Source organism: Chitinophaga caeni (genome assembly GCF_002557795.1).
GTDB lineage: Bacteria > Bacteroidota > Bacteroidia > Chitinophagales > Chitinophagaceae > Chitinophaga > Chitinophaga caeni.
In genome coordinates this window covers 1,145,094-1,167,222 of record NZ_CP023777.1, presented here as the reverse complement: position 1 = coordinate 1,167,222, position 22,129 = coordinate 1,145,094, and the positions used below count along the sequence as shown (strand labels likewise).

General features: G+C 40.1%; 26 protein-coding genes. 16 read left to right on the top strand and 10 right to left on the bottom strand.

Annotated elements, in window-relative coordinates:
- Positions 1–73 precede the first annotated feature (73 nt).
- The 3 genes from COR50_RS04905 to COR50_RS04895 all read left to right on the top strand — a co-directional run bounded on the left by COR50_RS04905 (position 74) and on the right by COR50_RS04895 (position 2,372).
- On the top strand, positions 74–577 hold the full coding sequence (locus COR50_RS04905) for a hypothetical protein (RefSeq protein WP_098192959.1): 504 nt from the start codon (positions 74–76) through the stop codon (positions 575–577).
- 21 nt (positions 578–598) lie between these two features.
- Entirely contained in the window at positions 599–1,426 is an 828-nt protein-coding gene (locus COR50_RS04900) for a helix-turn-helix domain-containing protein (RefSeq protein ID WP_098192958.1), read from the top strand.
- Between the two features lie 70 nt (positions 1,427–1,496).
- The gene (locus COR50_RS04895; protein WP_098192957.1) at positions 1,497–2,372 is read left to right on the top strand and encodes an NHL repeat-containing protein; all 876 of its coding nucleotides are present in this window, start codon (positions 1,497–1,499) and stop codon (positions 2,370–2,372) included.
- Positions 2,373–2,708: 336 nt separating this feature from the next.
- On the opposite strand, the gene COR50_RS04890 is transcribed toward COR50_RS04895, so the two are convergent.
- The 3 genes from COR50_RS04890 to COR50_RS04880 all read right to left on the bottom strand — a co-directional run bounded on the left by COR50_RS04890 (position 2,709) and on the right by COR50_RS04880 (position 4,680).
- A complete protein-coding gene (locus COR50_RS04890; RefSeq protein WP_098192956.1) occupies positions 2,709–3,830 on the bottom strand; it encodes a rhomboid family intramembrane serine protease in 1,122 nt (373 codons plus the stop codon).
- A gap of 255 nt (positions 3,831–4,085) precedes the next feature.
- Complete coding sequence (locus tag COR50_RS04885) at positions 4,086–4,388, bottom strand: hypothetical protein (protein ID WP_098192955.1); 303 nt, start codon at positions 4,386–4,388, stop codon at positions 4,086–4,088.
- Positions 4,389–4,437: 49 nt separating this feature from the next.
- A complete protein-coding gene (locus tag COR50_RS04880) occupies positions 4,438–4,680 on the bottom strand; it encodes a helix-turn-helix domain-containing protein (RefSeq protein WP_098192954.1) in 243 nt (80 codons plus the stop codon).
- Positions 4,681–4,778: 98 nt separating this feature from the next.
- Here COR50_RS04880 and COR50_RS22245 point away from each other — a divergent pair, with 98 nt between their 5' ends.
- The 3 genes from COR50_RS22245 to COR50_RS04870 all read left to right on the top strand — a co-directional run bounded on the left by COR50_RS22245 (position 4,779) and on the right by COR50_RS04870 (position 6,096).
- Positions 4,779–4,946 (top strand): hypothetical protein, encoded by a 168-nt coding sequence (locus COR50_RS22245; RefSeq protein WP_157760630.1) that lies wholly within the window; start codon positions 4,779–4,781, stop codon positions 4,944–4,946.
- A gap of 3 nt (positions 4,947–4,949) precedes the next feature.
- Positions 4,950–5,198: a hypothetical protein gene (locus tag COR50_RS04875; RefSeq protein ID WP_098192953.1), complete on the top strand. Its 249-nt coding sequence runs from the start codon at positions 4,950–4,952 to the stop codon at positions 5,196–5,198.
- Between the two features lie 82 nt (positions 5,199–5,280).
- Positions 5,281–6,096: a hypothetical protein gene (locus COR50_RS04870; protein WP_098192952.1), complete on the top strand. Its 816-nt coding sequence runs from the start codon at positions 5,281–5,283 to the stop codon at positions 6,094–6,096.
- Positions 6,097–6,102: 6 nt separating this feature from the next.
- On the opposite strand, the gene COR50_RS22240 is transcribed toward COR50_RS04870, so the two are convergent.
- A complete protein-coding gene (locus tag COR50_RS22240) occupies positions 6,103–6,276 on the bottom strand; it encodes a hypothetical protein (protein ID WP_157760629.1) in 174 nt (57 codons plus the stop codon).
- Positions 6,277–6,343: 67 nt separating this feature from the next.
- Between COR50_RS22240 and COR50_RS04865 the strand changes: the two genes are divergently transcribed.
- On the top strand, positions 6,344–6,688 hold the full coding sequence (locus COR50_RS04865; protein WP_098192951.1) for a hypothetical protein: 345 nt from the start codon (positions 6,344–6,346) through the stop codon (positions 6,686–6,688).
- Positions 6,689–6,876: 188 nt separating this feature from the next.
- On the opposite strand, the gene COR50_RS04860 is transcribed toward COR50_RS04865, so the two are convergent.
- Complete coding sequence (locus COR50_RS04860; protein ID WP_098192950.1) at positions 6,877–8,073, bottom strand: IS256 family transposase; 1,197 nt, start codon at positions 8,071–8,073, stop codon at positions 6,877–6,879.
- Positions 8,074–8,351: 278 nt separating this feature from the next.
- Here COR50_RS04860 and COR50_RS04855 point away from each other — a divergent pair, with 278 nt between their 5' ends.
- The gene (locus tag COR50_RS04855) at positions 8,352–8,564 is read left to right on the top strand and encodes a YodC family protein (protein WP_098192949.1); all 213 of its coding nucleotides are present in this window, start codon (positions 8,352–8,354) and stop codon (positions 8,562–8,564) included.
- Positions 8,565–8,597: 33 nt separating this feature from the next.
- On the opposite strand, the gene COR50_RS04850 is transcribed toward COR50_RS04855, so the two are convergent.
- A complete protein-coding gene (locus COR50_RS04850) occupies positions 8,598–9,551 on the bottom strand; it encodes an IS1595 family transposase (RefSeq protein ID WP_098192948.1) in 954 nt (317 codons plus the stop codon).
- 132 nt (positions 9,552–9,683) lie between these two features.
- Between COR50_RS04850 and COR50_RS04845 the strand changes: the two genes are divergently transcribed.
- On the top strand, positions 9,684–9,941 hold the full coding sequence (locus COR50_RS04845) for a helix-turn-helix domain-containing protein (protein ID WP_157760628.1): 258 nt from the start codon (positions 9,684–9,686) through the stop codon (positions 9,939–9,941).
- 87 nt (positions 9,942–10,028) lie between these two features.
- On the opposite strand, the gene COR50_RS04840 is transcribed toward COR50_RS04845, so the two are convergent.
- Complete coding sequence (locus COR50_RS04840; RefSeq protein ID WP_098192946.1) at positions 10,029–13,754, bottom strand: DEAD/DEAH box helicase; 3,726 nt, start codon at positions 13,752–13,754, stop codon at positions 10,029–10,031.
- A 373-nt stretch (positions 13,755–14,127) separates the two neighbouring features.
- Between COR50_RS04840 and COR50_RS04835 the strand changes: the two genes are divergently transcribed.
- The gene (locus COR50_RS04835; protein ID WP_098192945.1) at positions 14,128–14,535 is read left to right on the top strand and encodes a DoxX family protein; all 408 of its coding nucleotides are present in this window, start codon (positions 14,128–14,130) and stop codon (positions 14,533–14,535) included.
- Between the two features lie 121 nt (positions 14,536–14,656).
- Positions 14,657–15,349: a hypothetical protein gene (locus tag COR50_RS04830; RefSeq protein WP_157760627.1), complete on the top strand. Its 693-nt coding sequence runs from the start codon at positions 14,657–14,659 to the stop codon at positions 15,347–15,349.
- 48 nt (positions 15,350–15,397) lie between these two features.
- Here COR50_RS04830 and COR50_RS04825 read toward each other — a convergent pair whose 3' ends face one another.
- The 3 genes from COR50_RS04825 to gcvT form a co-directional block, all read right to left on the bottom strand.
- A complete protein-coding gene (locus COR50_RS04825) occupies positions 15,398–16,123 on the bottom strand; it encodes a 2-phosphosulfolactate phosphatase (RefSeq protein WP_098192943.1) in 726 nt (241 codons plus the stop codon).
- A gap of 14 nt (positions 16,124–16,137) precedes the next feature.
- The gene (locus COR50_RS04820; protein ID WP_098192942.1) at positions 16,138–16,611 is read right to left on the bottom strand and encodes an SRPBCC family protein; all 474 of its coding nucleotides are present in this window, start codon (positions 16,609–16,611) and stop codon (positions 16,138–16,140) included.
- A gap of 103 nt (positions 16,612–16,714) precedes the next feature.
- Positions 16,715–17,803, bottom strand: coding sequence for a glycine cleavage system aminomethyltransferase GcvT (gene gcvT / locus COR50_RS04815; RefSeq protein WP_098192941.1), 1,089 nt, complete (start codon positions 17,801–17,803; stop codon positions 16,715–16,717).
- A gap of 280 nt (positions 17,804–18,083) precedes the next feature.
- Between gcvT and COR50_RS04810 the strand changes: the two genes are divergently transcribed.
- The 5 genes from COR50_RS04810 to COR50_RS04790 all read left to right on the top strand — a co-directional run bounded on the left by COR50_RS04810 (position 18,084) and on the right by COR50_RS04790 (position 21,846).
- Entirely contained in the window at positions 18,084–19,706 is a 1,623-nt protein-coding gene (locus COR50_RS04810) for a M20/M25/M40 family metallo-hydrolase (protein ID WP_098192940.1), read from the top strand.
- 68 nt (positions 19,707–19,774) lie between these two features.
- Complete coding sequence (locus COR50_RS04805) at positions 19,775–20,176, top strand: hypothetical protein (RefSeq protein ID WP_157760626.1); 402 nt, start codon at positions 19,775–19,777, stop codon at positions 20,174–20,176.
- 3 nt (positions 20,177–20,179) lie between these two features.
- Positions 20,180–20,866: an NUDIX hydrolase gene (locus COR50_RS04800; protein ID WP_098192938.1), complete on the top strand. Its 687-nt coding sequence runs from the start codon at positions 20,180–20,182 to the stop codon at positions 20,864–20,866.
- Positions 20,867–20,989: 123 nt separating this feature from the next.
- Complete coding sequence (locus COR50_RS04795) at positions 20,990–21,367, top strand: hypothetical protein (protein ID WP_098192937.1); 378 nt, start codon at positions 20,990–20,992, stop codon at positions 21,365–21,367.
- A 17-nt stretch (positions 21,368–21,384) separates the two neighbouring features.
- On the top strand, positions 21,385–21,846 hold the full coding sequence (locus tag COR50_RS04790) for an HAD domain-containing protein (protein ID WP_098192936.1): 462 nt from the start codon (positions 21,385–21,387) through the stop codon (positions 21,844–21,846).
- Positions 21,847–22,129: the final 283 nt, after the last annotated feature.

Genomic DNA, 22,129 nt, shown 5'->3' with positions numbered 1-22,129 from the left:
TTACCCTATTCAATTCCGAAAAAAATCGTTTGATGAACAATACAAATAATACGATTGGATAGAAATCGACCTTGTGAAAAATACTGGCGATTTCAGAAAAGGAAGCTACCGACCTGTTTCTTACGATACTGAAATAAAGATTTTAGATCACTTAGATACAAAAAGTAATTGGTTATTACGAAAAAAAATTGTGTTCAAAAATAAAGTTTACAAAGACATTAGTGAACTCATTTCAGATGCCAAGAACAAGGAGATTCTGACTTCTCTTGCTGTATTCAAACCAACTGAAATCGTTGATTTTACTATTGAACTTGTAGAAAGAGAATGGGATGAAAAGAAGCTCGAAAAGTTAAAACAAGACAGGAGCAGTAATTTATTTGCCCAAGAAGAAGAAGACTTGTTTGAAGTTGTACTGAAACTTCCGTACAAATTTTCTTACGTTTTGCTCGATTGCAAAGGTACGAAGAGTAAAATGATGATTGAAGATTGGGAAATCGGACAACTTTATTGGAATTGTCTTGCACGACACGAGGGTAACGAAGCTAAGGCCGTCGATGATATTAGGAAAAAAATATAATAATTTATAAAAGGTAAGCATATGCTTTCATCGACACCTTCTTTCGGGATCACCAATTTTGCGTTATATAAACAGGATCACTCCGGTAAAAGGAAACATATTTTCCTATCGGAACATCAATTGGTTTTTATCCTGAAAGGTAAAAAGCATATATATTATCAAGGCAAAACATTAGAAATACCTGGAGGCAACGCGGTTCTCTTTAAACGCGGTTTATACGCGATGAGCGAGTTTATTTCCGATGATGGTATATACGAAGTGTTGATGATTAAGTTCACGGACGAATTTGTTCGTAATTTCTTTGCAAAATACCCGCAGCATCATTTTTCCAATTCATTACCCGAACCCGGTCGCGCCATAATTATGATCGAAGGAAATAAATTGTTAGCCGGATTCCAGGATCAGTATTTGCAGTATTACCACGAGAGCGGAAATGCCGTGAAGCCCCTGCTGCAATTGAAGTTAGAGGAATTATTCTTGTTATTAACTTCAGGGGATCAGGCCGGGCAGATCACACCCGTGCTAAAAAGTATTGTTGACCAAAATGTTATCAGTATCGAGTTTGTTATGCATCAACATTTGTTTGAACCTATTACCATCGAACAGTTGGCGGCTTTATGCGGCAGGAGTTTATCAGCATTCAAACGCGAGTTTCAAGCCATCTACGGGATGCCTCCAAAACGTTGGATTAATATCCAGCGGTTGACACATGCACACAATTTGTTTCAACATACGAACGCGGGCGTGGCGCAAGTAGCTTATGAATGCGGATTTGAAAATGTTTCCCATTTTATAAGAATATATAAAGCGCAGTTTGGTCATACCCCGAAAGCTGCTAGGACGAATTAGACTATAAAATGAACTAATTTGACGATCCCGCCAATTCCGCGAGATTTAATTTTGCTAAAAATAATGTTATATGAAATTCCGTATCGTTTGCTTGTGTATCCTAATCAGCGCTTGCAGCACAAAGCCACAAGTACAAATAATCGAAGGCTTATCAAAACCCGAAAGCATCGTTGGCGAAGGTAACAACCTCTATATTTCCGATGTCGGTAAAAATCTGACCCCGACCGATAAGGATGGCGATGGCAGAATCGTGAAGATGAGCCTTACCGGTGAAATACTGGATAGCAACATTTGTAAGTCGCCGGTCAATGCGCCTAAAGGCTCTGCTATTATTGACGGGGTACTGTATGTTGCTGATATAGATTGTATTAGGATCATCAATCTAGCATCAGGCGAAGTGGCAGATAGTATTGATTTTAGTCCGGTGGGCGCCATGTTTTTGAATGATATCGTTGCAAAAGATAATCGTACTCTTTACGTATCCGCTACGGACCAGGGGAAGGTCTATGAAGTAAGTTTATCTCCCGGAAGGCAAATAAAGGCATTGGATATCCCTAATATTCCCGGTATAAACGGCTTGGATTATGATGCTAAAAATGCCAAGCTCGCCATTAATAGCATGGGCGCCGGTACCCCGCCATTTGGCAAGTTATTTATTTTAGATGTCAATAGCAGTCCTATGAACTTAAAAGCTATTGATGGTGTTAACGGCATCTTCGATGGTATGCAATTCATTGATGATCATCGCGTTGTATTGACGGACTGGGTTGACTTTAATACCCCGAGCGGAAAGGCTATTGCCGTGGATTTGAAAACCGGTAAAACTACCGCTCTTGAAACACCTGTTTTAGCGGGCCCTGCTGACTGTTGGTATGATCAAAAGAATCATTCATTATGGATTCCTTTAATGGTAAAGGGGAGCATTTATAAGCAGCAATTGAAGTAAAACTATGTGAATTTGCTGATCCAATCATTCAGATCATTAGTGCCTGGCTTTACAAGTATTTTGATCTCGAACATTCAGGATTCAATACTAAGAAACAGCAGAAATCGACATATTTGGAGTAAATAACTCCATCGTTGAAGTTCAGAACTCCGACGGAGAAGTCCAGGGCTGCGAAGCCGGTGTTACGCACCCCGGCGTTGGTGTAAATAACCCCGAACTAGGAGTTCTGAACACCGATTTCGGAGTTCAGAACTCCAAATTTTATGATTTTTTCCCACTAAAAGGTAAAATTAGAACTAAATCAGGATTTAAATTCCCACTTGAGAAAGGAATAAATTAATGTATTGATCTTAATAAGAACCAACAAACTGCCAAAATTACGAGGCATGCCAAGAAATTAGTATTGGCAAAAAGGGATTTATTATCCGGTTTTTTCAGGCTTAGGTAGAAAATATACCCGCAAATCAAACCGCCGATCAATCCCCCGATGTGTGCAGAGTTGTCTATATTTCCACCGGCGCCGATGGCCAGGTTAAATACCACGAACAAACCGATACTGCTTAACAAGCCTTTACGAACATGTTTGTCGATGAAATTTGTTGTTAATAAGGCCAAGAATACGCCATACATGCCGAAGATGGCCCCGGATGCCCCCACTCCTACCGATGAAACATCGTGGTACCAAATACTGGCAATGGACGCTAAAAGTGCGGCGAGAACATAGGCGATAATAAATCTTAGCCTGCCTAAGATCGGTTCTAGCATAACACCGATATAAACGAAGGCATACATGTTGAATAATAAGTGAATGATGCCACCGTGTAAAAACGCCGATGTAATTAATCGCCACCATTGTCCCGACATTACCAATTCCCTGTTATTCGCGCCCCACTTCACTACGTCTGCCACGCTAGGGTCAATGGGATTGGTCCCGGTTATTACCATTAATATATATACTAATACGTTCAAGCCTATGATTACCGGCGTTACTTCATAACCTTTCCCGGGAATAAATATCCCTAAAATGTTCTTGAAGAAATCATTGTTGCGCGCGGTTTTATCTTTGCCTATACTTTTGTAATGGGCAATGGCCTCTTGCCATTGAGCTACCAGGTGTGTTTGCCCTCCGGGTGTATTGTGGCTATTCCAAACATGGTTAAACTCTTGGCTGATCGCCCTAATGACCTGTGAGTTTTCTTCCCGGTCGGCCTTGGAATTATTATTGGTAATAGTTCTGCTGATGATTTCCCCCGATTCACCGATAATATGAAATATTACTTCATGTATTTCCCCGGTAATGTCTCCCCTGTCCCTTGCTATAAAGCTGTTGGCCGATAAATACGTAACGTCCCACTGTAAATGTTTGGCCGCTTCCAGGCATGCCGCCAGGAATAATTGTCTTGCACTGGGATCCAGTCGAAACCGGGTATATACTTTGGGTGATAGATTGATAGGCATATTTTACTATTGAATAAAAAACCATCTTGAGAACCGCTTACGAATTTACAAGTTCGTAATCAGCAAACAAGATGGTTTTTTAATTATTTAGGTAACTATATACTTGTTTAACCCATCATTAAATAAAAAAATGGACTGAATGTATCAGTCCATTTAGTATTTATAATAAATAGTTAATACTGCTTTTCTAATTAGCTCCACTTAATTCCATCCTTATTTTCATTTAGCCACTTTTGTAAAAAGAAATAGCTTGAATCATTCAACGTAATATACAATCTCAAAATTGTATTCATTCCTTTCATCAACTACAACTGCACTCATTCCATATTGACCAGAATTTTTGACTGTTTCATTATGGATTATTGTAAAAATCGATTTAACCGTATATTCTTTTCCTTCTATTCCGATTTTATCATTTACACCAATTTCCCAATTATTAAACTCTTTGTTTTCTTTAAGAGAAATTTCTTTAAAAATCTCAAAATCGGTAAAAGAAGCTATCACAGCGCCTTGTGTATGCTGAATACGAATCTTTGCGAGTATGTTATTATTTTTCATTTAATAAATATACTACATTCCCGTATATGATTTATATGTGATTAAAATATCATACAATAGGATTGTCAGGAAGAAAATCTTTAGGAGAGCATTCAAATATCTTGGCAAGTTCATTAAGGTGATTGAGGTTATATTTAGCTCTATACTTAGGGTTCTCTACATCACCAATAAATCCTACTGAAACATCAAGCATATAGGCTAGTTCCTTTTGGGAATAGCCTTTTTCTATTCTTTTCTCTTTTACTTTATCGATTACATACTGTTCTATTGGGCTATGCAAGGTTTCGGCCATTGGTGGTACTTTTTAGTACCACAAAGAATCTTCATCTGAAAAAATATTTCACACATACAGGTATGTGTATTATATTTGGAAGATAAAATCTCTTACATATGGCAACCACGCACAAATTCTCCGTAATGGTGGTAATTAAGGATAACCACGGCATTTCCCGTACCATTACCCCAATCATTGAAGCTACATCTGATCTTGAAGCTAAGAGGATCGCACAAGCCCAATATCCAGATGCTAGTGTTAGAACTGTTTCTAAAATCAACTAATCTATGGAACAAGAGCAGAAAAAAACAGACCCATTTGCAATTATGACATTTGCGGCTGGTTTAGGAGGGTTTGCTATTCTTCCTATTCTGTTTATTCCTGTAGGTTTTATCACCGGAATCGTTTCTTACTATCGGTTAAAGGAAAATGAAAACCTAAAGGGTAAAGGATTAAGGATAGCTGGTTGGATATTAACATGTATCAACATGCTGTATCTAATGTATCAATTCAGAGTAGGGATTTTTAGCAACTAAGCAAAAAGCCGTTATTAGTTTAACGGCTTTTTTGTTAATTGTTATTTCTTTTATATAATTGCAAGGATTTAAATACCCCACTATGAATATTAACATTCCGATTCCCTTAATTGCACCAATACTCACTTTCTTTTTGGGAATTATTAGTGGATTATTCTTCGAGCGATATAAAAATAGGCTTATTTTTTTACGGGAAAAGCTCATTGTTCGTCATGTAGCATTGGGAGGACAAGTACCAGGGGGAAATATTCAAATATTATACAATGGTCAAGTAAGTAACAATTTATATTCTGTGTATCTCGAATTGAAAAATGATAATAACGTAGATTTGGATGCTTTTTCAATACATCTTACCGTCAATGAAGGTGCTACTATTTTTGAGAACTCTGCTCAATTATTGCAGAATAATACATATAGAGCATTGAAATTCGAGAAAGAATTTAACAATACCTTCAATGCCGTTTTTACTGATTTTTCCGATGTTACAAGAGAAAGAAGTCCTGCTGAACAAAGAGCATTACAAAATGGGATAGATTATATTACTAGAAATAGGATTTATGAAGTTCCTTATTTAAATAGAAAAGCAAAATTGGAATTTTCCTTTTTAATAGATTCCCGGAACGGAGAGCCATCAATGGTCGTAACACCCCAAAAGAAAGGCATTGAAACTATTTATGAACAAGCAGACGAACAACGCATACAATTAAGAAAATTGTGGATTGGTATTATTTCCTGCACAATTTTCATGATTTCCTTGTATCCCATCATAATTTATTCACCTTCTGTTAGTTGGGCGGTATGGGTTACTACAGTTAGCAGTATTATTTGCTATTTAGTAGCATGGCCGATATTTTATTTCTGTTTATGGGTTAAAAAGAATGTTTTTCTACGGGGATAGCTTTTACTAGCCATTCTTTTTATTCCTTTCCTTTTTTTTATCCTCTTTTACAGCCTTTTCTACGTCCTCTTTGGGAGTATTGGCTATCTTCTTTATAGCTTCCTCAAACAGGGAGAAATTGTCTTTATTCTCACTATTATCAGCATTTGAAGGTTTGGTATGTTTTGATTTACTAGGCATTCATTATTTGTTTGGTATCCCGGTTTTTTTTGCTAATTTAAGGTATTTAAAACCTATTTTACTCTATATGGCTAATGCAAATAAAGACAAGAACTTTTTCTTCTTTTCTTATACTAGAATTAATAAATTAGATGAACTTTTTTTGATACGGAAGAATTTGGTTAAACTCTTTCTTTCTGCTGGTTGCGACATTCGTTCTAATGAAGAAACCTCTTTTTTAGTTATTTCGGATAAAACTCATGACGAACTTTGGTTTATATTGACTAATCCCAAATCTAAGTTGGAAAATATTATTTTCTATTCCCTTTGTGAGATAAAAAAGAATAAAGAAAGGCAACCACTTATTCAATGGAAGGAAAATAAAGGATATGAGGCAGATTTTGAGTCTTTAATGTCAACTATCAATGACTAAAGCATCCATAAACAGTTGCTTTCAAATCAGTATCATATCTTTTATAAACGTTGAATTTATAGGACTTAAGCTCGCAATGATGGAAAGTTTGGGCGAATTTAGTAGCATATTTCATTAACTGCTCTAATGTAAAACGGGACTATTTCAATAAGTGTGTAAACTTAAAAATCGGGGAATCAGAGTAATAATTAGATTCTCACCCTTTTATCAAAAATAGTTAAAAACTGATTCAGGATCATGCCCCAGTTTCTAATGGGCATGGTCCATTTTTTTGATACTTCCCGCAAAGCCAGGTATACGGATTTAAGCACGGCTTCATCTGTAGGGAAGGATAGCTTGTTTTTGGTATATTTTCTAATCTTACCGTTTAGATTTTCGATGAGATTTGTTGTGTAGATGATCTGCCTGATCTCCAGGGGGAAGTCAAAAAAGACAGTCAGTTCCTCCCAGTTTTCACGCCAGCTTTTGATGGCGTAGGCATACTTTGCGCTCCACTTAGCATCCAGGGCATCAAGAGCCGCCATCGCAGCTTGCCTGGTCGGTGCGGCATAAACATCTTTCATGTCTGCGGTAAATTCCTTTTTATCTTTCCAGGCAACATAGCGGCAGCTGTTACGAACCTGGTGTACGACACAAACCTGGGTGGCAGACTGAGGGAACACTGATTTGATAGTCTGAGTGAAGCCATTAAGATTATCGGTGGCCGTTATTAGAATATCTTCCAAGCCACGGGCCTTCAGATCAGTAAGTACAGTCATCCAATAAGCGGCTGACTCATTCTTACCCAGCCACATCCCTAGCACTTCTTTGAGGCCATCCCGCTTCAGGCCCACAGCGATATAGACGGTTTTATTCACTACTTTGCTGTTCTCCCGTACCTTGAACACAATGCCATCCATCCAAACGATGAGATAAACCGGTTCTAACGGTCGGTTTTGCCAGGCGACAATATCTTCAGTCACACGGCTGGTGATGCGGCTGATAGTGGCCGTGGAAACGTCAAATTTATAGGCTTCCCTTATTTGCTCTTCTATGTCAGATACGCTCATCCCCTTGGCATAAAAAGACACTATTATCTCTTCCAGCCCCTGAACCATTCCTTCGCGTTTAGGTACTATCATAGGGTTAAAACTGGCATCACGATCCCTGGGAACTTTTATTTCAGATTCACCATAGCTGGTCTTAATCTTCTTTTTACCGTACCCATTACGGCTATTGTTACTTTCATTGGGCTCATGCTTATCATAGCCTAAATGGCTATCAAGTTCGCCTTCCAGCATCTTTTCAATGCCCCGCTTCTGAATCTGGGCCAGGAAATTGTTTAGTTGATCGGCCGTTTTAAACTGCTTCAGAAAGTCGTCTGATAAAAAATCTTCTGTCTTCATAAAACTGTATATACTTTAAAATTAAAAAATCGGAGTGAAACCCCGATTTTTATAATTTACACAGTTTTTGAGATAGTGTCTGTAAAACACACTTCTCCTTTGGGAGTATTGATGACAATTGTATCAGTCTTATCATTTAAAACTATAGTATTGTATCTTTTCTCCTGAATATCACTATTGTTCTCTATAAGTACTACCATTAATTATAATTCTGTACCTTTTAAATAGTGATAAGGATTCTATTTTTTAAATTATCTTAACGTCAATTTATTGCTATTATGACAGATAACAACTATACCAATCCAAAATTTAAGCTAGGAGATATTGTGGCACTTAAATCAGGTGGCCCTAACATGACTATTACATCACTTAAATCACATTTTCTTGCAGAATCGTTTACTGGTACATATATGTGTACTTGGTTTGATGGGCATAGAAAGAATACCGAACCATTCATAGAAGAATCCTTAATAAGCATGGATGAGGATTGAAATTTCATATCCTCCCTTATTTCAAAGAGCTTTTCACTGAATTGCAGGTTGATTTTTATTGATCAACTCCTTATAAGTTAGCCTGCAATTCACACTATTTAAACAACTTTCAAACTTGTAACTATTGGGTATAGACCTATTGTTATATCTAAAAGAAAATTCATCACAATATCTTTGTAAATGCTTCCTGCTTAGATAATGATAAACTCCAATTATACCGCGTTTAAATAACCCCCAAAATCCTTCTATACTGTTGGTATGAAAAGCACCTCTTACAAATTCCTTCTGTTGGTGATCCATAACAATATGAAAGTACTTTTTATCTAACCCATTATATCCTAGCCATTCATCTGACACTATGATTGAACCTTCTGCAATATGTTCCTTTATGGCTGGTTGAATAGATGCTGATGCTGTATCTGGCATAACAATTAATCTCAAATGACCACCAGTATGCAACATACCTAATACAGGTGTTTTATCCTTAAAGCTCCTTCCTTGTGAATTTGCAACTTTCTTATGAGCATGACGGTTCTTATTTTTACCTCCAACAAATGTTTCGTCGCATTGAATCACTCCATCCAGCTTTTTGTCAAAGGACTTCACTTTTAGAGCATACCGTATTCTTTGAGCCATAAACCACGCGGTCTTTTGGGTAACCCCTAAACTACTCGCTAATTGAACAGAACTAATACCCTTCTTATGAGTAGTTATCAAGAAAATCGCCATAAACCATTTCTGCAAATGAATAGGGCTATTTTCGAATATAGTTCCTTTGATAGCTGAAAACTGTTTGCGACAATCTCCACATTTATATCGTCTGTATTTACCCTTCAAGGTATACACATTATTACAACCACAAAAAACGCAATACACGCTACCATTCCACCGCTTTGAAGCTAAGTAATCCAGACAAACGTTTTTATCCCTGAATGTTTCCGCTATATCTAATAAATTGTTACAGTGCATAACTTCTATTAAATCCATTAAATGATTTGATTATTTCCATTCTTATATATCATGGACTAACCATTTTTGCGGGGCTTGGAAGCCTTTGCTACACAAAAGTACGAAAATTTATTGAATTGACGTATATTTATACGTCAATAATTCATATTTTTGGCTGAAATTTCAGGTATGAATAACTTACTGGATAAGCAGATATTAGGCGCTATTGCTGTTAAATTCAAGGAGGCAAGAACTAAGCAGGGATTAAGCCAAAGGAAACTAGCTCTAATGGCTGATATGGAGTATAATCAAGTCCAAAAACTTGAAAAGGGAGAATCCAACCTCCAAATCACTACTGTTATCAAACTAATGATAGCCCTAAACCTTACGCCAAATGATATTATTCCTTACGGAAATGAATTGTCTTAATTTTCCCCATATTTAAGATATGGGTTTAACAAGTATATAGTTGCCATTATTTATTATTCTTATCCCGTTACCGCTTAAAAATTAGCTTTAACTGAATAGGTACATCACATCTTCTTTTGTCAACTTCTTCACGAAACCATTTTCATCGGCAACAATTTCTTTTACCAAGGATTTCTTACGTTCCTGTAATTCCAATATCTTCTCTTCAACCGTGTCTTTACAGATCATGCGGTACGCGAAAATATTTTTCGTTTGCCCGATACGGTGCGTACGGTCAATGGCTTGTTGCTCTACTGCCGGGTTCCACCAAGGATCGACAATGTAAACATAATCGGCAGCCGTCAAGTTCAAACCGACACCACCCGCTTTCAGCGAGATGAGGAATACGCGGCATTCGCTGTTCTGCTGGAAGTTCTGTATCGCGCGTTCCCTTTCCGTTGTGGAAGTGCTGCCATCAAAGTATTCGAACGGTATTTTTTGAGCAATCAATTTCTCCTTGATTAAACCCAGCATGCCGAGGAACTGCGAAAATACGAGTACCTTGTGATTGCTGATGTTTTCTGACATCTCGCGGGTCAACTCGTGCAGCTTGACTGAATGGTTCGGGTACTGCTCCGTTTCGTTCAAAATCGCGGGAGAGTCACATATCTGGCGCAGCTTCATTAAACCTTGCAAGATCGTTAATTGCGAACGCTCCATCCCTTGCTCTTCTATGACGCCGAGTATCTTGGAACGGTAAGTATTGCGGTAGGCATCGTAAATCTGCCTTTGCTCGTGATCCATTTCGCAGAAGATGACCGTTTCGATTTTTTCCGGCAGGTCTTTCGCCACTTGCTCTTTCGTTCTCCTGAGTATAAATGGATATATCAGTTTACGCAGGTGATCTTTCCGTTCTTCATCCTGGAACTTATCGATCGGTGTGGCAAATTCATTCCTGAAGAAATCAATGCTACCCAACATGCCCGGATTTAAGAAGTTCATCTGCGCGTAAATATCGAAAGTGTTGTTTTGCATCGGCGTACCACTCAGCGCTAACCTATTCTTGGTATGTAATAATTGCGCCGCTTTCGTAACTTTCGATTGCGGATTCTTGATCGCTTGTGATTCATCCAGTATCACGTAATCAAATTCGAGCTTCATAAACATCTGGATGTCGCTGCGCAATGTACCATAGGTAGTGATGATCACGTCGAATGGCCGCAATGCTTCCGGCGACTTGATCCTTGCGGGACCGTGATGTATATGATGCACGATCGTTGGCGTAAACTTCTTGATCTCGTTTTCCCAGTTATAGATCAACGTAGTAGGACAAACCACGAGGGTCAAGCATCTGCCGTGCTTATTTTTATAATGTTGAATGAAGGTGAGCGTTTGAATGGTTTTACCCAAACCCATATCATCTGCCAGGATACCGCCCCATTTCACTTCATCGAGATAATTTAACCATTGGAAACCACTCTCCTGGTAGGGACGTAAGCTGGCGTTCACATTACCGGGTAGCGGCTGGTGACGGATCTCGTCGAATTGCACCAGTTTCGTTCTTTTTTCATCCAGTTCGCGCAGCACTTGTTCATCATCGATAAACTCGTACAATTCATCGATGACGTTGAAGTTGTACTTAGATAGTTTCAGGCCGCCCTTGTCTTTTTCCTCACCGATTTTGAACAGTAAAGAATATTTCTTCAGCCATTCTTCCGGCAATAAACCCAGGGTGCCATCGGCCAACTGAACATAGTTCTGCTTGTTAGCCAAGGCTTTCTTAATATCCTTGATGCTAACCTTTTGGTCCCCGTACACAACCTCTACCTGCGCATCGAACCAATCGATGCCGGAGCTTACCTGTAAATTGGTAACGGGTTTATGCGTATTGAATCTAAAATTGCGGAGGTTGTCAAAGCCGAATACGCGGACATTCATCTCCTTCAACGTGTCGAAGAAGTTGAAAAACCAGTTATTCACCAGCGCTTCTTTAGATCTTAAATAGAAGTAATTAAAGTTTGTCGGTGCAGCAAAGCTGGTATGCAAACCACGCAGCTTCTGGATAAATTCTTCTTCGGCTTCCTTGTTGCGGTGAATCACCAGCACCTTGTTATCTTCCTGGATCGTGATCTGGGTTTCATTGTTCCACTCCACATCATGACCGCGGTAATTGAAAGTGGGTTGAATAACGAAAGTATCACCGATTTCCTTTAACTGCACCCTGTATTCCGGTATTTCGCCACTCACTTCAGCCATTAAAGCCGGATCAAAAGAAATGGGATAATCCTTACCTAAAGGCAATAAATTTTCGTTCAAATATTGCCCCCATCCGGATAAAGGTACTTTTACGTTGCCTTGATTTTGATAGAGTTCGGCCTGTAGCGCATCGAAAGGAATTTTAAACAGGTAAGCATCCGAATTATGGATAAAGACCATGGGGCTGCTCCATTCGTTATCGGCAAGATTCACTTCTTCGTCTTCGATTTGAACGGAGGCGGTAATGATCACCTGGTCGCCTTCCACTTTGGTGTGCAGGCTGATCTGCAACAGCTCGCCCGTGATATTGACCGGCAACAAGCTCTTGGTTTTAAAAGCCTGTCTTTCTTTTAATATGAATACGAGCGGTTGCTCGCTGAGTTGGTTGAAATATTTCACCAACTTGGGATGTAAATATTCCAATATCAGCTCCTTCGTATCGGTGGGAAGAGAATCGCCCGACTCGTGGATGATATTATCCCAAATCCCGGCAAAGGGAGAATTTTTATTCAGGAACTTGTTGATTTCCGATTGCTGCAATTTCCTGGTAGGGGCAATGACTTCGCGATCCTGCTCCTTGAATTGATAGTAATCGATATACTTCGTGAGATCAAGTTTGCTGATCAGCGTTACGAATGCATCACCCTCTTCGTTGGCTTCGCCGGTGATGAGATCAACGGAGAAATAAGGATATAACGTTTCATTGGCATTCAGCACCACCCCTATTCTCTTGCTCGGCGCAATTGTTTGGGTTGGCGGTTCTTCCTTGGGAGAAGGCATGGCCGATTCCACTTTCTTGATACTTGGATCAAGAACGCGAAGGAAAGGTTTACCGTTATTATAAGAGAACGCAAACTTGCCATCCAGGTTATCCTCCAGGGAATAGCCGTATAAAGACAATAATTTATTCTTTTCTTTATCCCAATTGCGTAGGGAGTCGAAATAATACGGGCCGTACTGGTTTAACAAATGTAAAAACAGGGCGGTTTTGTGCACGCACAATGCAAATTCATGTTCATCACATTGGCAATGGGTATCGAAATTCCTTTCCTCGTTTTTCTGAATAATGAGCTGGTAAGTTTCATTGGGCAATTCCAACATGGCTTCTACCTTCTCGTCTTTTGCAGATACGATAGTAGGATGATACTTCCGCAATAGCTTTTCCGCATCGGCAAAAATATTGCTGGAAGTCAACAACTTAATGGTTTTCAAGTCGATTGTACGCATCTTGATTACCGTATGCTGTTGATCATATTGAGAATCGAAGTTCTCAAAATGGTTTTTGTCGAGCATTTCTTGCAGTTGAAACAAGGCTGCGGCTTCGTGCCGACAAATTTCTCCTAAGTTATACGGGCATTGGCAACGCACGCTAATAGCCGAGGAATCGTGATATTTATTCACTGAAACCCGGTAATAGTTAGCATGGGTATCGCTTTTTACACGGAAGGAGGCTGATTTCAGAACAGGATCTGCTTCAATTAGTTCTACGCCACCGGATGCAAATATGCGCTTACCCCTACGGATCACCTCGTCGGTCCCGTTATTGTATATGTATTTTAACAGATGGGGTAATGACATATTTCAAACCTCTGCCTTTCTTTTGGCACTTGCCTGGGTAACACACATTAAAACATTAGAAAAATCCTAGGCTCGTGAAAAGGCAATCCACAAAGGTAAGCAGAATTTGTGGAAAATGTAAGGATTAAAATCGGGCTTTCGCGTGGTAGAGTGGAGGCCAAACTTGTTCCTTCGCCGCCTGCCTTATACTCTAAACCGCATCGTTGATCTGCCCGGATCAAAAAAAATCCTAAAAAAAGTCCAATAAAAATGAAAAACTGTCTATTCCTCCCGCTTCATTTCCATGATAAATTTGCATAAAAATCGAGGTATGTATGTGAAGGTAAGGCGACTGTGAGTATGGGTAAGGCATGCCTTATCTCAACAAAATCATATGGAAAGTATTCAGAAAAAACAAAATGTAGCCCTATTGTTGCTACGCATCGGGATCGGAACTTTATTCATCGTTTTCGGCATTATGAAGTTGGCGGGTGGCAGCGCTACCTGGGAAGCCGTGGGCGGCTCTATGCAGCTCGTAGGCATTTCGGCAGCTCCGAAATTTTGGGGCATCGTGGCATCTTTAACGGAATTAATCGGCGGAATCAGCTTATTATTAGGACTTTATACGAGAATCGGGGCGATATTATTGCTGTTCACGATGATTGTAGCCGTATTAGTAAAAATCAATTTTGACGGAACGCTTGCAGGCGTTGCCAGCCCGTTGACGATGTTAATCATCATGATATTTTTTGCTGTCGGTGGCAGCGGGCGTTATTCTTTGGATGCGAGGAGATTGGGGTAATGTTTTTTTGTTGGAGAAGAAACGGAAGGCCAGAAGCGGTAGATTTTTAATAGTTATTTGTTATAATAAGGTAAAAGCTGTTAATTGTATGTACAGATTGCTTTACGCATAATAGATAATAATGATCTACATAAAAACAATTTTCTTTTTTGTCTCGTTGCTAACAGTCCGTGGTAATGTATCCCCGGTAAATGGTATCGTTGACATAGGCCTTGTGAAAATAACTTGTATACAGGAACAACCGGGAAGGCCGAAGCCTATTGTAATCATCCCAACAGATACCATTTATTATAACGGCTCTATCGGTGTCGAATTAAATAGCGCCAGGCATACCGTGGAAGTCAATTCCACCATGAGCCAGGAAGTTATCCGTACCGGCTATCATTTACTTGATCTGAAGAAGTTTAATTATTTCAAATTTAAATCAATTGAGGAATTAGACCCGGGAAAAGTGAATTGGGAGCCGATTCAGAAGAAAATGGTCGGGATGAAACTTACATTTCCCTATTATGTTGGCCAAAAATATACCGTTTCCGATACGGTCATTAACGATAAAAAATTGCAGTTAGTTCATTATATATTTTCCGGGGAATCAATGGAAGCTGCGCCGACAAAAATAATTATAGATCCCGATAAATCATGTCCTGTACCGTTGAAGAGTATTTCCGAGAAATTTAAAGGAAGGGTTTTGGCTTTGATATTTGATTATCCAATTAATCAAGCAGTTACTACGATTCAATTTGATTATGAAGACAATATTGAGCCAACTTCTGAAGTGAAGAATATCTATCAGAAAATAGGGGCATTGTTATAAAAGAATAAAAAGTAGCGGAGAAGTTACTTATTCCGCTACTTTTTATTTTTACCCCGCAATCAGCTCACCATTTTTAAACAATGGTAAAACGTTGGCGCCATCGGGCGTAAGGCAATATTTAATATCTTCTTCCAAACCAAATCTAGCCAAACGTTGGAAGTGGGAAGCTCCTTTCATAAACTCGAAAAGATCATCTTTGGCAGCGGCGTATAAATTCTCCGCACCGATCGCGGAATCGCAATCTACCGCGAAATGTTCCTTGATCCTGGATACTACCGCACCCGCGAATAAAGTATCTTCCATATTGACGCGATCCTTCCATGCGGCACATCCCAAGATGACATTCTTCCCTTCCGCCACCAGGTAATCGCAAACAGCGCTGATATTAGGGAATGACCCCGTTACGATCTGGATGGCATCCGTAGCCATATGCAGCAACTTGGTACCGTTGGTCGTTGTTAGCACCAACACTTTACCCTCGATAAAGTCACGGGAATATTCAAAAGGAGAATTACCGTGCTCTAAACCCGCTGCAATTTGACCATCGCGCTCCCCGGCGGTAATGGCGTTTAATTGTTTGCCGATATTTACACACTCCTCTACGGATGCCACCGGGATCACCTTGGCAGCGCCGTTATGCAAAGCGGTGCAGATCGTTGAAGTAGCCCTTAAAACATCGATAATTACCACGATGCTATTCTTCACATCAAACAAGTGCAACAATGCCGGGGAAAGGCATACTTCTAACTTCGGTTTATTGGATTCTACGCTCATTCAATATTATTATATTAAGATAAAACCACGCGCCACTTGTCGCTTTCAGCATATTCCTTGATTGCTTTATTGCGGGCTTTCAAGAGATTTTTCATATACCGGGCGAGGTACAACTTTTCAAACCAACGGCCCATCCTGCCGTAGGGGGTGCCAAATTCAAAAAGATCAATCATGATCGTACCATTTTCAATTGCTTTGAAATGATGTTCATGCTTGAGAAATTTAAAATCACCTTCCGTCATTTCATCGGCAAAAAAATGACTTCTCTGCATGGCCGTGATCTTGGTTGTTAGTTCCCTCACTTTACGGATGTGCTTAGCTCGCCAAGTAACGGTTTCATTAAGTTCCATCAGTCCGCTGGTGCGACCTCTCACTGCTTCTTCCCCGTTGTGTTGCATGCTTTTCTTGTGCATGGTAACACTACGGCTCAAGTCGAATACCCTTTCAATGGGGGCATGAATGACAGTGGTCAGGTGAATAGTAGGCATAGCGATTAAAATTAAAAATCTTTCAATAAAATGTATGATATGGTTCGGGCAATGCTATCCTCTAACGTTTCACCGGGCAATAAATTTTGTGTTCCTGGGAAAATTAGCCCAAGAATGGTACTTTTACCACTTTGGCTTTCAGGCTTTTATCCCTAACGGCAATGAATATCTCCGTATCTAAAGCGGCAAAAGGTGTTTTTACATATCCTAAGCCAACGGCTTTTTGAATAGTGGGGCCTTGTGTACCCGAAGTTACCCTTCCGATAACATTTCCTTGTGCATCCTTGATTTCATAATCATGGCGGGGAATACCTTTGTCGATCATTTCGAAGCCCACCAATTTTTGTTGGATGCCTTCGGCTTTCTGTTTTTCCAATATTTCCCTGGCGGTAAAGTCCTTGGTAAACTTGGTGATCCAGCTCAAGCCGGCTTCCAATGGGGAAGTACGATCGTCAATATCATTACCGTAAAGGTTAAAGCCCATTTCCAGGCGAAGGGTGTCACGGGCGCCTAAACCGATCGGTTTTAATCCCTTGGGGCCACCCGCTTCAAAGATCGCATCCCAGATTTTTTCGGCGGCGCCGTCTTTATCTTCAAAATAGATTTCCACACCGCCGCTTCCGGTATACCCGGTCGCGCTGATCAACACGTTTTCTACACCTGCGAAAGTGCCTTTCACGAAGGTGTAATATTTCATATTTACTAAATCCAAGTCGGTTAAAGGCTGCAAGATGCTGGTGGCATTCGGGCCTTGTACAGCTAATAAGCAAGTTTTGTCGGAGATGTTCTGCATTTCAACATTCTTGCTGTTGAATTGAGAGATCCAGTTCCAGTCTTTCTCGATATTGCTGGCATTAACTACCAGCATATATGTTTTATTTTCCTCGATACAGTAAACCAACAGATCATCCACGATGCCGCCTTCCTTGTTGGTCAGGCAACTGTATTGCGCTTTCCCGGCAGTAAGCTTAGAAGCATCGTTAGTCGTTACCCTTTGGATCAGATCCAGGGCATTTTCGCCTTTCAAAATAAATTCACCCATATGGCTAACATCGAAAACTCCGGCATTCTTGCGCACGGCAAGGTGCTCATCATTGATCCCAGTATAAGAAATGGGCATATTATAACCAGCAAAAGGAGCCATTTTCGCGCCAAGTGCCAAATGCTTTGCTGTAAAGGGTGTATTTTTCATAAAAAGAAAAAATTAATAATATATTGGTTTATTGATTGGAAATAAGCTGTTATCTTATATTAACAGCCCGGCAAAAATAGGATTTAATTTCTGTTGGGGTGAAATTGGTGCAATAATTGTTGACGCTTGCGTGTATTGATCGGGCGATTTTACTGTCCTTTTGTATGATTATTGTTTGGTAATGAAGCCAGGTTACACATATTATCGAAATATGTATTTGTTTGACTGGCGGTTTCGTGATCTTTAATCGACTAATTTTGTCTTGTAAATCAACTTTGTTGTGAAAACTTACCTACTCTTGCTGCCGCTGGCATTTTCTTGCGCGGTACATGCCCAAAAGAAAGCAGATCGTAAAACGATCAGTAACCTGCAAAGCCACGTGGCTTATTTGGCCGATGATAAGTTGGAAGGCAGGAGAACCGGTACTGCCGGGGAAAAGCTCGCTTATACTTATATCGCGGATCAAATGAAAGCCAGCGGGCTGGCGGCGAAAGGTACGGAAGGCTATTTACAGACTTTCGAAGTAAGCGAGGCCTGGTTGCCGGGAAAAAATACGCACCTATTGTTAAATGATAAAAAGATGCATCCCGGTAATGACTATGAAATCATGCCTTTCAGCGGAAATAAATCAGCTAAAGGCGATGTCATATTGCTGGTAAATGAACCTGAAAATGTATGGATATTGAATGTAGCAGACTGGGAAAAAGTTGATAATCCCCATGCTGATCCATTGGCCAGGTATAAAGCTAGAGCTGATGAAGCTATCGCGAACGGGGCAAAGGGCGTGATTTTTTATAATGGCGATATACCCGCTGCGCTCGTAAAAAAATGGAAGTTTGAAAAACTGGATTTGTTACCCGTTCCGGTATTGTATTTCCCCAAAGCAAGCAGTTCCATTTTTGAAGATGAAAATGTTACCAGCTTTAAAGTAGACTGCTCCGTAGATCGTGTAACTGAAAAACGCAGCGGAACGAACGTAGTCGGTTATATCGATAACGGTGCGGCACAAACAGTAATCATCGGTGCGCATTACGATCACCTCGGTCATGGTGAAGATCATAATTCACTGTCGCCGGGAGGATCAGCCATTCATAACGGCGCCGACGACAACGCCAGCGGAACCGCCGCCATGCTCGAATTGGCGCGTATGTTAAAAGATAGCGAGCTGAAGAAATTTAACTACCTCTTCGCCGCATTCTCGGGGGAAGAGCTTGGACTATTCGGTTCTAAATACTTCGTGGAGCATAGCCCGGTACCTTTAAACACCGCCAATTTCATGATTAACATGGATATGGTAGGAAGGTTAACGAATGATAAGGGCTTACAAATTGGAGGGATCGGTACCTCCCCCGCTTGGCCGGGAATAATCGCTGAAAGTTTACCCAAAAACCTAAAGATCACATATGATTCTTCCGGCATCGGACCTTCCGATCATACTTCTTTTTATTTGAAAGATATCCCGGTACTTTTCTTCTTTACCGGCACGCATACAGATTATCATAAACCGACGGATGATGCCGATAAGATTAATTACACCGGTGAACTAACCGTGATGAAAATCATTTACGAAATCATAGAGCATAGCGAAGATGAACCCAAGTTGGCTTTTGCCAGAACAAAAGAGCCGAAAATGTCGACGGGCAAGTTCTCAGTAACCTTGGGCATTATGCCTGATTATACGTACAGCGCCGGCGGTGTGAGGATTGACGGCATATCGCCCGGTAAAGTTGCAGAGAAAGCGGGTTTGCAGGTGGGAGACGTTGTTGTAAAGCTGGGCAATTACGATATAAAGGATATGGAAAGCTATATGTCGGCCCTGGGCAAGTTCAAATCCGGTGATCAAACAGAAGTAATCATCAAGAGGGGTAATGAAGAGAAGAAATTCCCTGTTTCTTTTCAATGATCGTTGAGGGTTTGACCTTCCCGCGTGATTTGACTATCTTGCAGGATAAATTTATATAAACGATGACGATGCGCCTATTTATCTCTAGTAGTTTATGTGTATGTTTTAGCTTGCTGCTGGCATGTAACAATAAGCGGAAAGGGATGTCTGAAGAAGGTTACGAAGTTATTAGCGAGAAATGCTTCATCGTTCGTAATAAGCCGTTTAATGATAGCCTGCAAGACAGCGTATTGAAGATAAAGACGCAGATCATCGAATATTTAAAGGCGCAGCAATTCCCGGAAAAAGTAGTACAGAATGATAGTTTGCTGTTCCGCCGCGCTAACGGGCAAGAAGTGGCGATCGTGCTCCCCGTTCCGCAAGATGCCTGGGAAGCTAACACCATAATTGTATTCGATCCCTTGAAGAACCCGTTATTCATCAACCCACGGAAAGGGGTTACCCAGTTAGAAAAATACTTTAAACCATAATCATTGTTGATCCAACAGCATATCAGGGTAACGGTAGATGCCGTTGTGTTTGGTTATTCTGCCAAGCAAGGTATTTCCGTGCTACTGATAAAGCGAAAAATACCGCCACATATATTCAAGTGGGCTTTGCCCGGTGGTTTCGTGCACAATGATGAAAGCTTCGAAGACGGCATCAAGCGGGAACTACGTGAAGAAGCCGGCATTACCATTAATTACCTGGAACAACTGTATACCTTCGGAGCACCGGAGAGGGATCCCCGCGGTAGGATTATTTCTATCGCATATTATGCATTAGTGGATCCATCCAACTTTAAACTGGCGCCTGATACCGATGCTGAAGCAGCACAATGGTGCCCGATCGACGAACTTCCTTTCCTGGCTTTCGACCATAAAGAAATCATTGCCTTGGCGCAGGAGCGACTAAGGAATAAAATCCGCTATGAGCCGATCGGCTTCGAGTTGCTGGGAAAGAAATTTTCGATGGCCGAGTTGGAAAGCTTATATACGCATCTATTAGGAAGATCGGTTGATCGAAGGAATTTCCAGAAGAAGATCTTATCCTTCGGATTTTTAAAGACCTTACCTGAAAAACAAAAGCATCCGCAACAAGGCCGCCCGGCGCAGTTGTATAGTTTCGATGAGAAGAAATACCATGCCTTGAAAAAGGAAGGGATTTTTTTCGAGGTGTAAAGAGTTGTTTTTATAGTCTTCACTATTCAAAAACCGAAGCTACATTACTCATTAAATTTTCTCACTGATCGTGTAATCCAACAATATAAATTCGTTAACTTAATTAAATGAAAAACGAATGAAATGGTTACAAGAGAAAAGATTGAAAAGTTGATTCGAGAAAACGAAATCGAGTTAAAACCTACGCAGCCTAAACTATGTGTGCCTATCATCGGTAGGATCCATAGGAAAATGTTAAAAGACATTCGACTACCTGGAATAAAGGTTAAAGGTGAGTTGATCTGTCAAGGACATCATAGATATATTGCTTCCCTTCTTTCTGACCGAACAGTAGAAAGAGTTCCTGGTGAGACTTCGAGCAATCCAAATATTACTGATTGGAAATCAGTGATTTTTGAAACAGAAGACTGGGATACGAAGGAAGATATAGAAATGCATAACCGTCTAAATGCTGAATTGAACAATATGTCTATAGAAGATTTCAACCGATTATTAGAATAATTGTACCTTTGTATGCGATGTTATACTTATTAGACATAGATGGTGTAATGGTTCCCGCTACGAGTTGGAAACGTCCTGAAATTTTGAAGGATGGCTTTCCTGCCTTTAGTAGTAAGGCTACCCATGCTCTTCAGATCTTAATTACTGGGGACGATACCATCGTGCTTACAACATCCCATAAATCTAAGTATACCCTTAAAAAATGGAAGCAAATTTTCCAAAATCGAGGGATTCATATCGATCATCTTAGATCCCTACCTGAAAACTCGGATCATTTAAGCAGGAAGGATGAAATAGTCAATTGGCTAAATAGTGAGATGCAGCATGAAGACTTCGTCATTATTGATGATGATAAGTCTTTGAATGAACTTCCGTTTTCTTTTAAAGAAAGATTATTTCAAACTAGTTCACATATCGGCTTAACAGTAGAGCTTGCACAAAAGATTAAATCAGTTAGAGCCGGTCAAAGTTCTGAATAATAAAGGATTGACTCCTTGCTTCTATTATAGCGAGGAGTTTTTTTTATCTAGCTAACCATATTTGTATTTTCTTCAAAAAATATTCACCATGGCTATATTTTCTTCCTGGTTCATTGGAGAAAAGCTTATGGCTGTATTAGGTTCTCTTTGATATTATCTTGCCGGATGAATTGTATAAAGAGGCTTAAAAATGTATGGAAAATCTACTCCATAATGGATTTGCTCACCCCTTATACTCCCTTTGCAACTACTTTCTTTTGTATCTCTCTACAACCGTAAAATT

Coding starts and splice junctions, on each gene's coding strand:
- COR50_RS04855 (WP_098192949.1), top strand. CDS start 8,352: ATGACAGATAACAACTATACCAATCCAAAATTTAAGCTAGGAGATATT.
- COR50_RS04805 (WP_157760626.1), top strand. CDS start 19,775: ATGCGCCTATTTATCTCTAGTAGTTTATGTGTATGTTTTAGCTTGCTG.
- COR50_RS04840 (WP_098192946.1), bottom strand. CDS start 13,754: ATGTCATTACCCCATCTGTTAAAATACATATACAATAACGGGACCGAC.
- COR50_RS04865 (WP_098192951.1), top strand. CDS start 6,344: ATGGCTAATGCAAATAAAGACAAGAACTTTTTCTTCTTTTCTTATACT.
- COR50_RS04880 (WP_098192954.1), bottom strand. CDS start 4,680: ATGGCCGAAACCTTGCATAGCCCAATAGAACAGTATGTAATCGATAAA.
- COR50_RS04900 (WP_098192958.1), top strand. CDS start 599: ATGCTTTCATCGACACCTTCTTTCGGGATCACCAATTTTGCGTTATAT.
- COR50_RS04790 (WP_098192936.1), top strand. CDS start 21,385: ATGTTATACTTATTAGACATAGATGGTGTAATGGTTCCCGCTACGAGT.
- COR50_RS04895 (WP_098192957.1), top strand. CDS start 1,497: ATGAAATTCCGTATCGTTTGCTTGTGTATCCTAATCAGCGCTTGCAGC.
- COR50_RS22240 (WP_157760629.1), bottom strand. CDS start 6,276: ATGCCTAGTAAATCAAAACATACCAAACCTTCAAATGCTGATAATAGT.
- COR50_RS04820 (WP_098192942.1), bottom strand. CDS start 16,611: ATGCCTACTATTCACCTGACCACTGTCATTCATGCCCCCATTGAAAGG.
- COR50_RS04885 (WP_098192955.1), bottom strand. CDS start 4,388: ATGAAAAATAATAACATACTCGCAAAGATTCGTATTCAGCATACACAA.
- COR50_RS04795 (WP_098192937.1), top strand. CDS start 20,990: ATGGTTACAAGAGAAAAGATTGAAAAGTTGATTCGAGAAAACGAAATC.
- COR50_RS04860 (WP_098192950.1), bottom strand. CDS start 8,073: ATGAAGACAGAAGATTTTTTATCAGACGACTTTCTGAAGCAGTTTAAA.
- gcvT (WP_098192941.1), bottom strand. CDS start 17,803: ATGAAAAATACACCCTTTACAGCAAAGCATTTGGCACTTGGCGCGAAA.
- COR50_RS04825 (WP_098192943.1), bottom strand. CDS start 16,123: ATGAGCGTAGAATCCAATAAACCGAAGTTAGAAGTATGCCTTTCCCCG.
- COR50_RS04870 (WP_098192952.1), top strand. CDS start 5,281: ATGAATATTAACATTCCGATTCCCTTAATTGCACCAATACTCACTTTC.
- COR50_RS04890 (WP_098192956.1), bottom strand. CDS start 3,830: ATGCCTATCAATCTATCACCCAAAGTATATACCCGGTTTCGACTGGAT.
- COR50_RS04835 (WP_098192945.1), top strand. CDS start 14,128: ATGGAAAGTATTCAGAAAAAACAAAATGTAGCCCTATTGTTGCTACGC.
- COR50_RS04850 (WP_098192948.1), bottom strand. CDS start 9,551: ATGGATTTAATAGAAGTTATGCACTGTAACAATTTATTAGATATAGCG.
- COR50_RS04875 (WP_098192953.1), top strand. CDS start 4,950: ATGGAACAAGAGCAGAAAAAAACAGACCCATTTGCAATTATGACATTT.
- COR50_RS22245 (WP_157760630.1), top strand. CDS start 4,779: ATGGCAACCACGCACAAATTCTCCGTAATGGTGGTAATTAAGGATAAC.
- COR50_RS04830 (WP_157760627.1), top strand. CDS start 14,657: ATGATCTACATAAAAACAATTTTCTTTTTTGTCTCGTTGCTAACAGTC.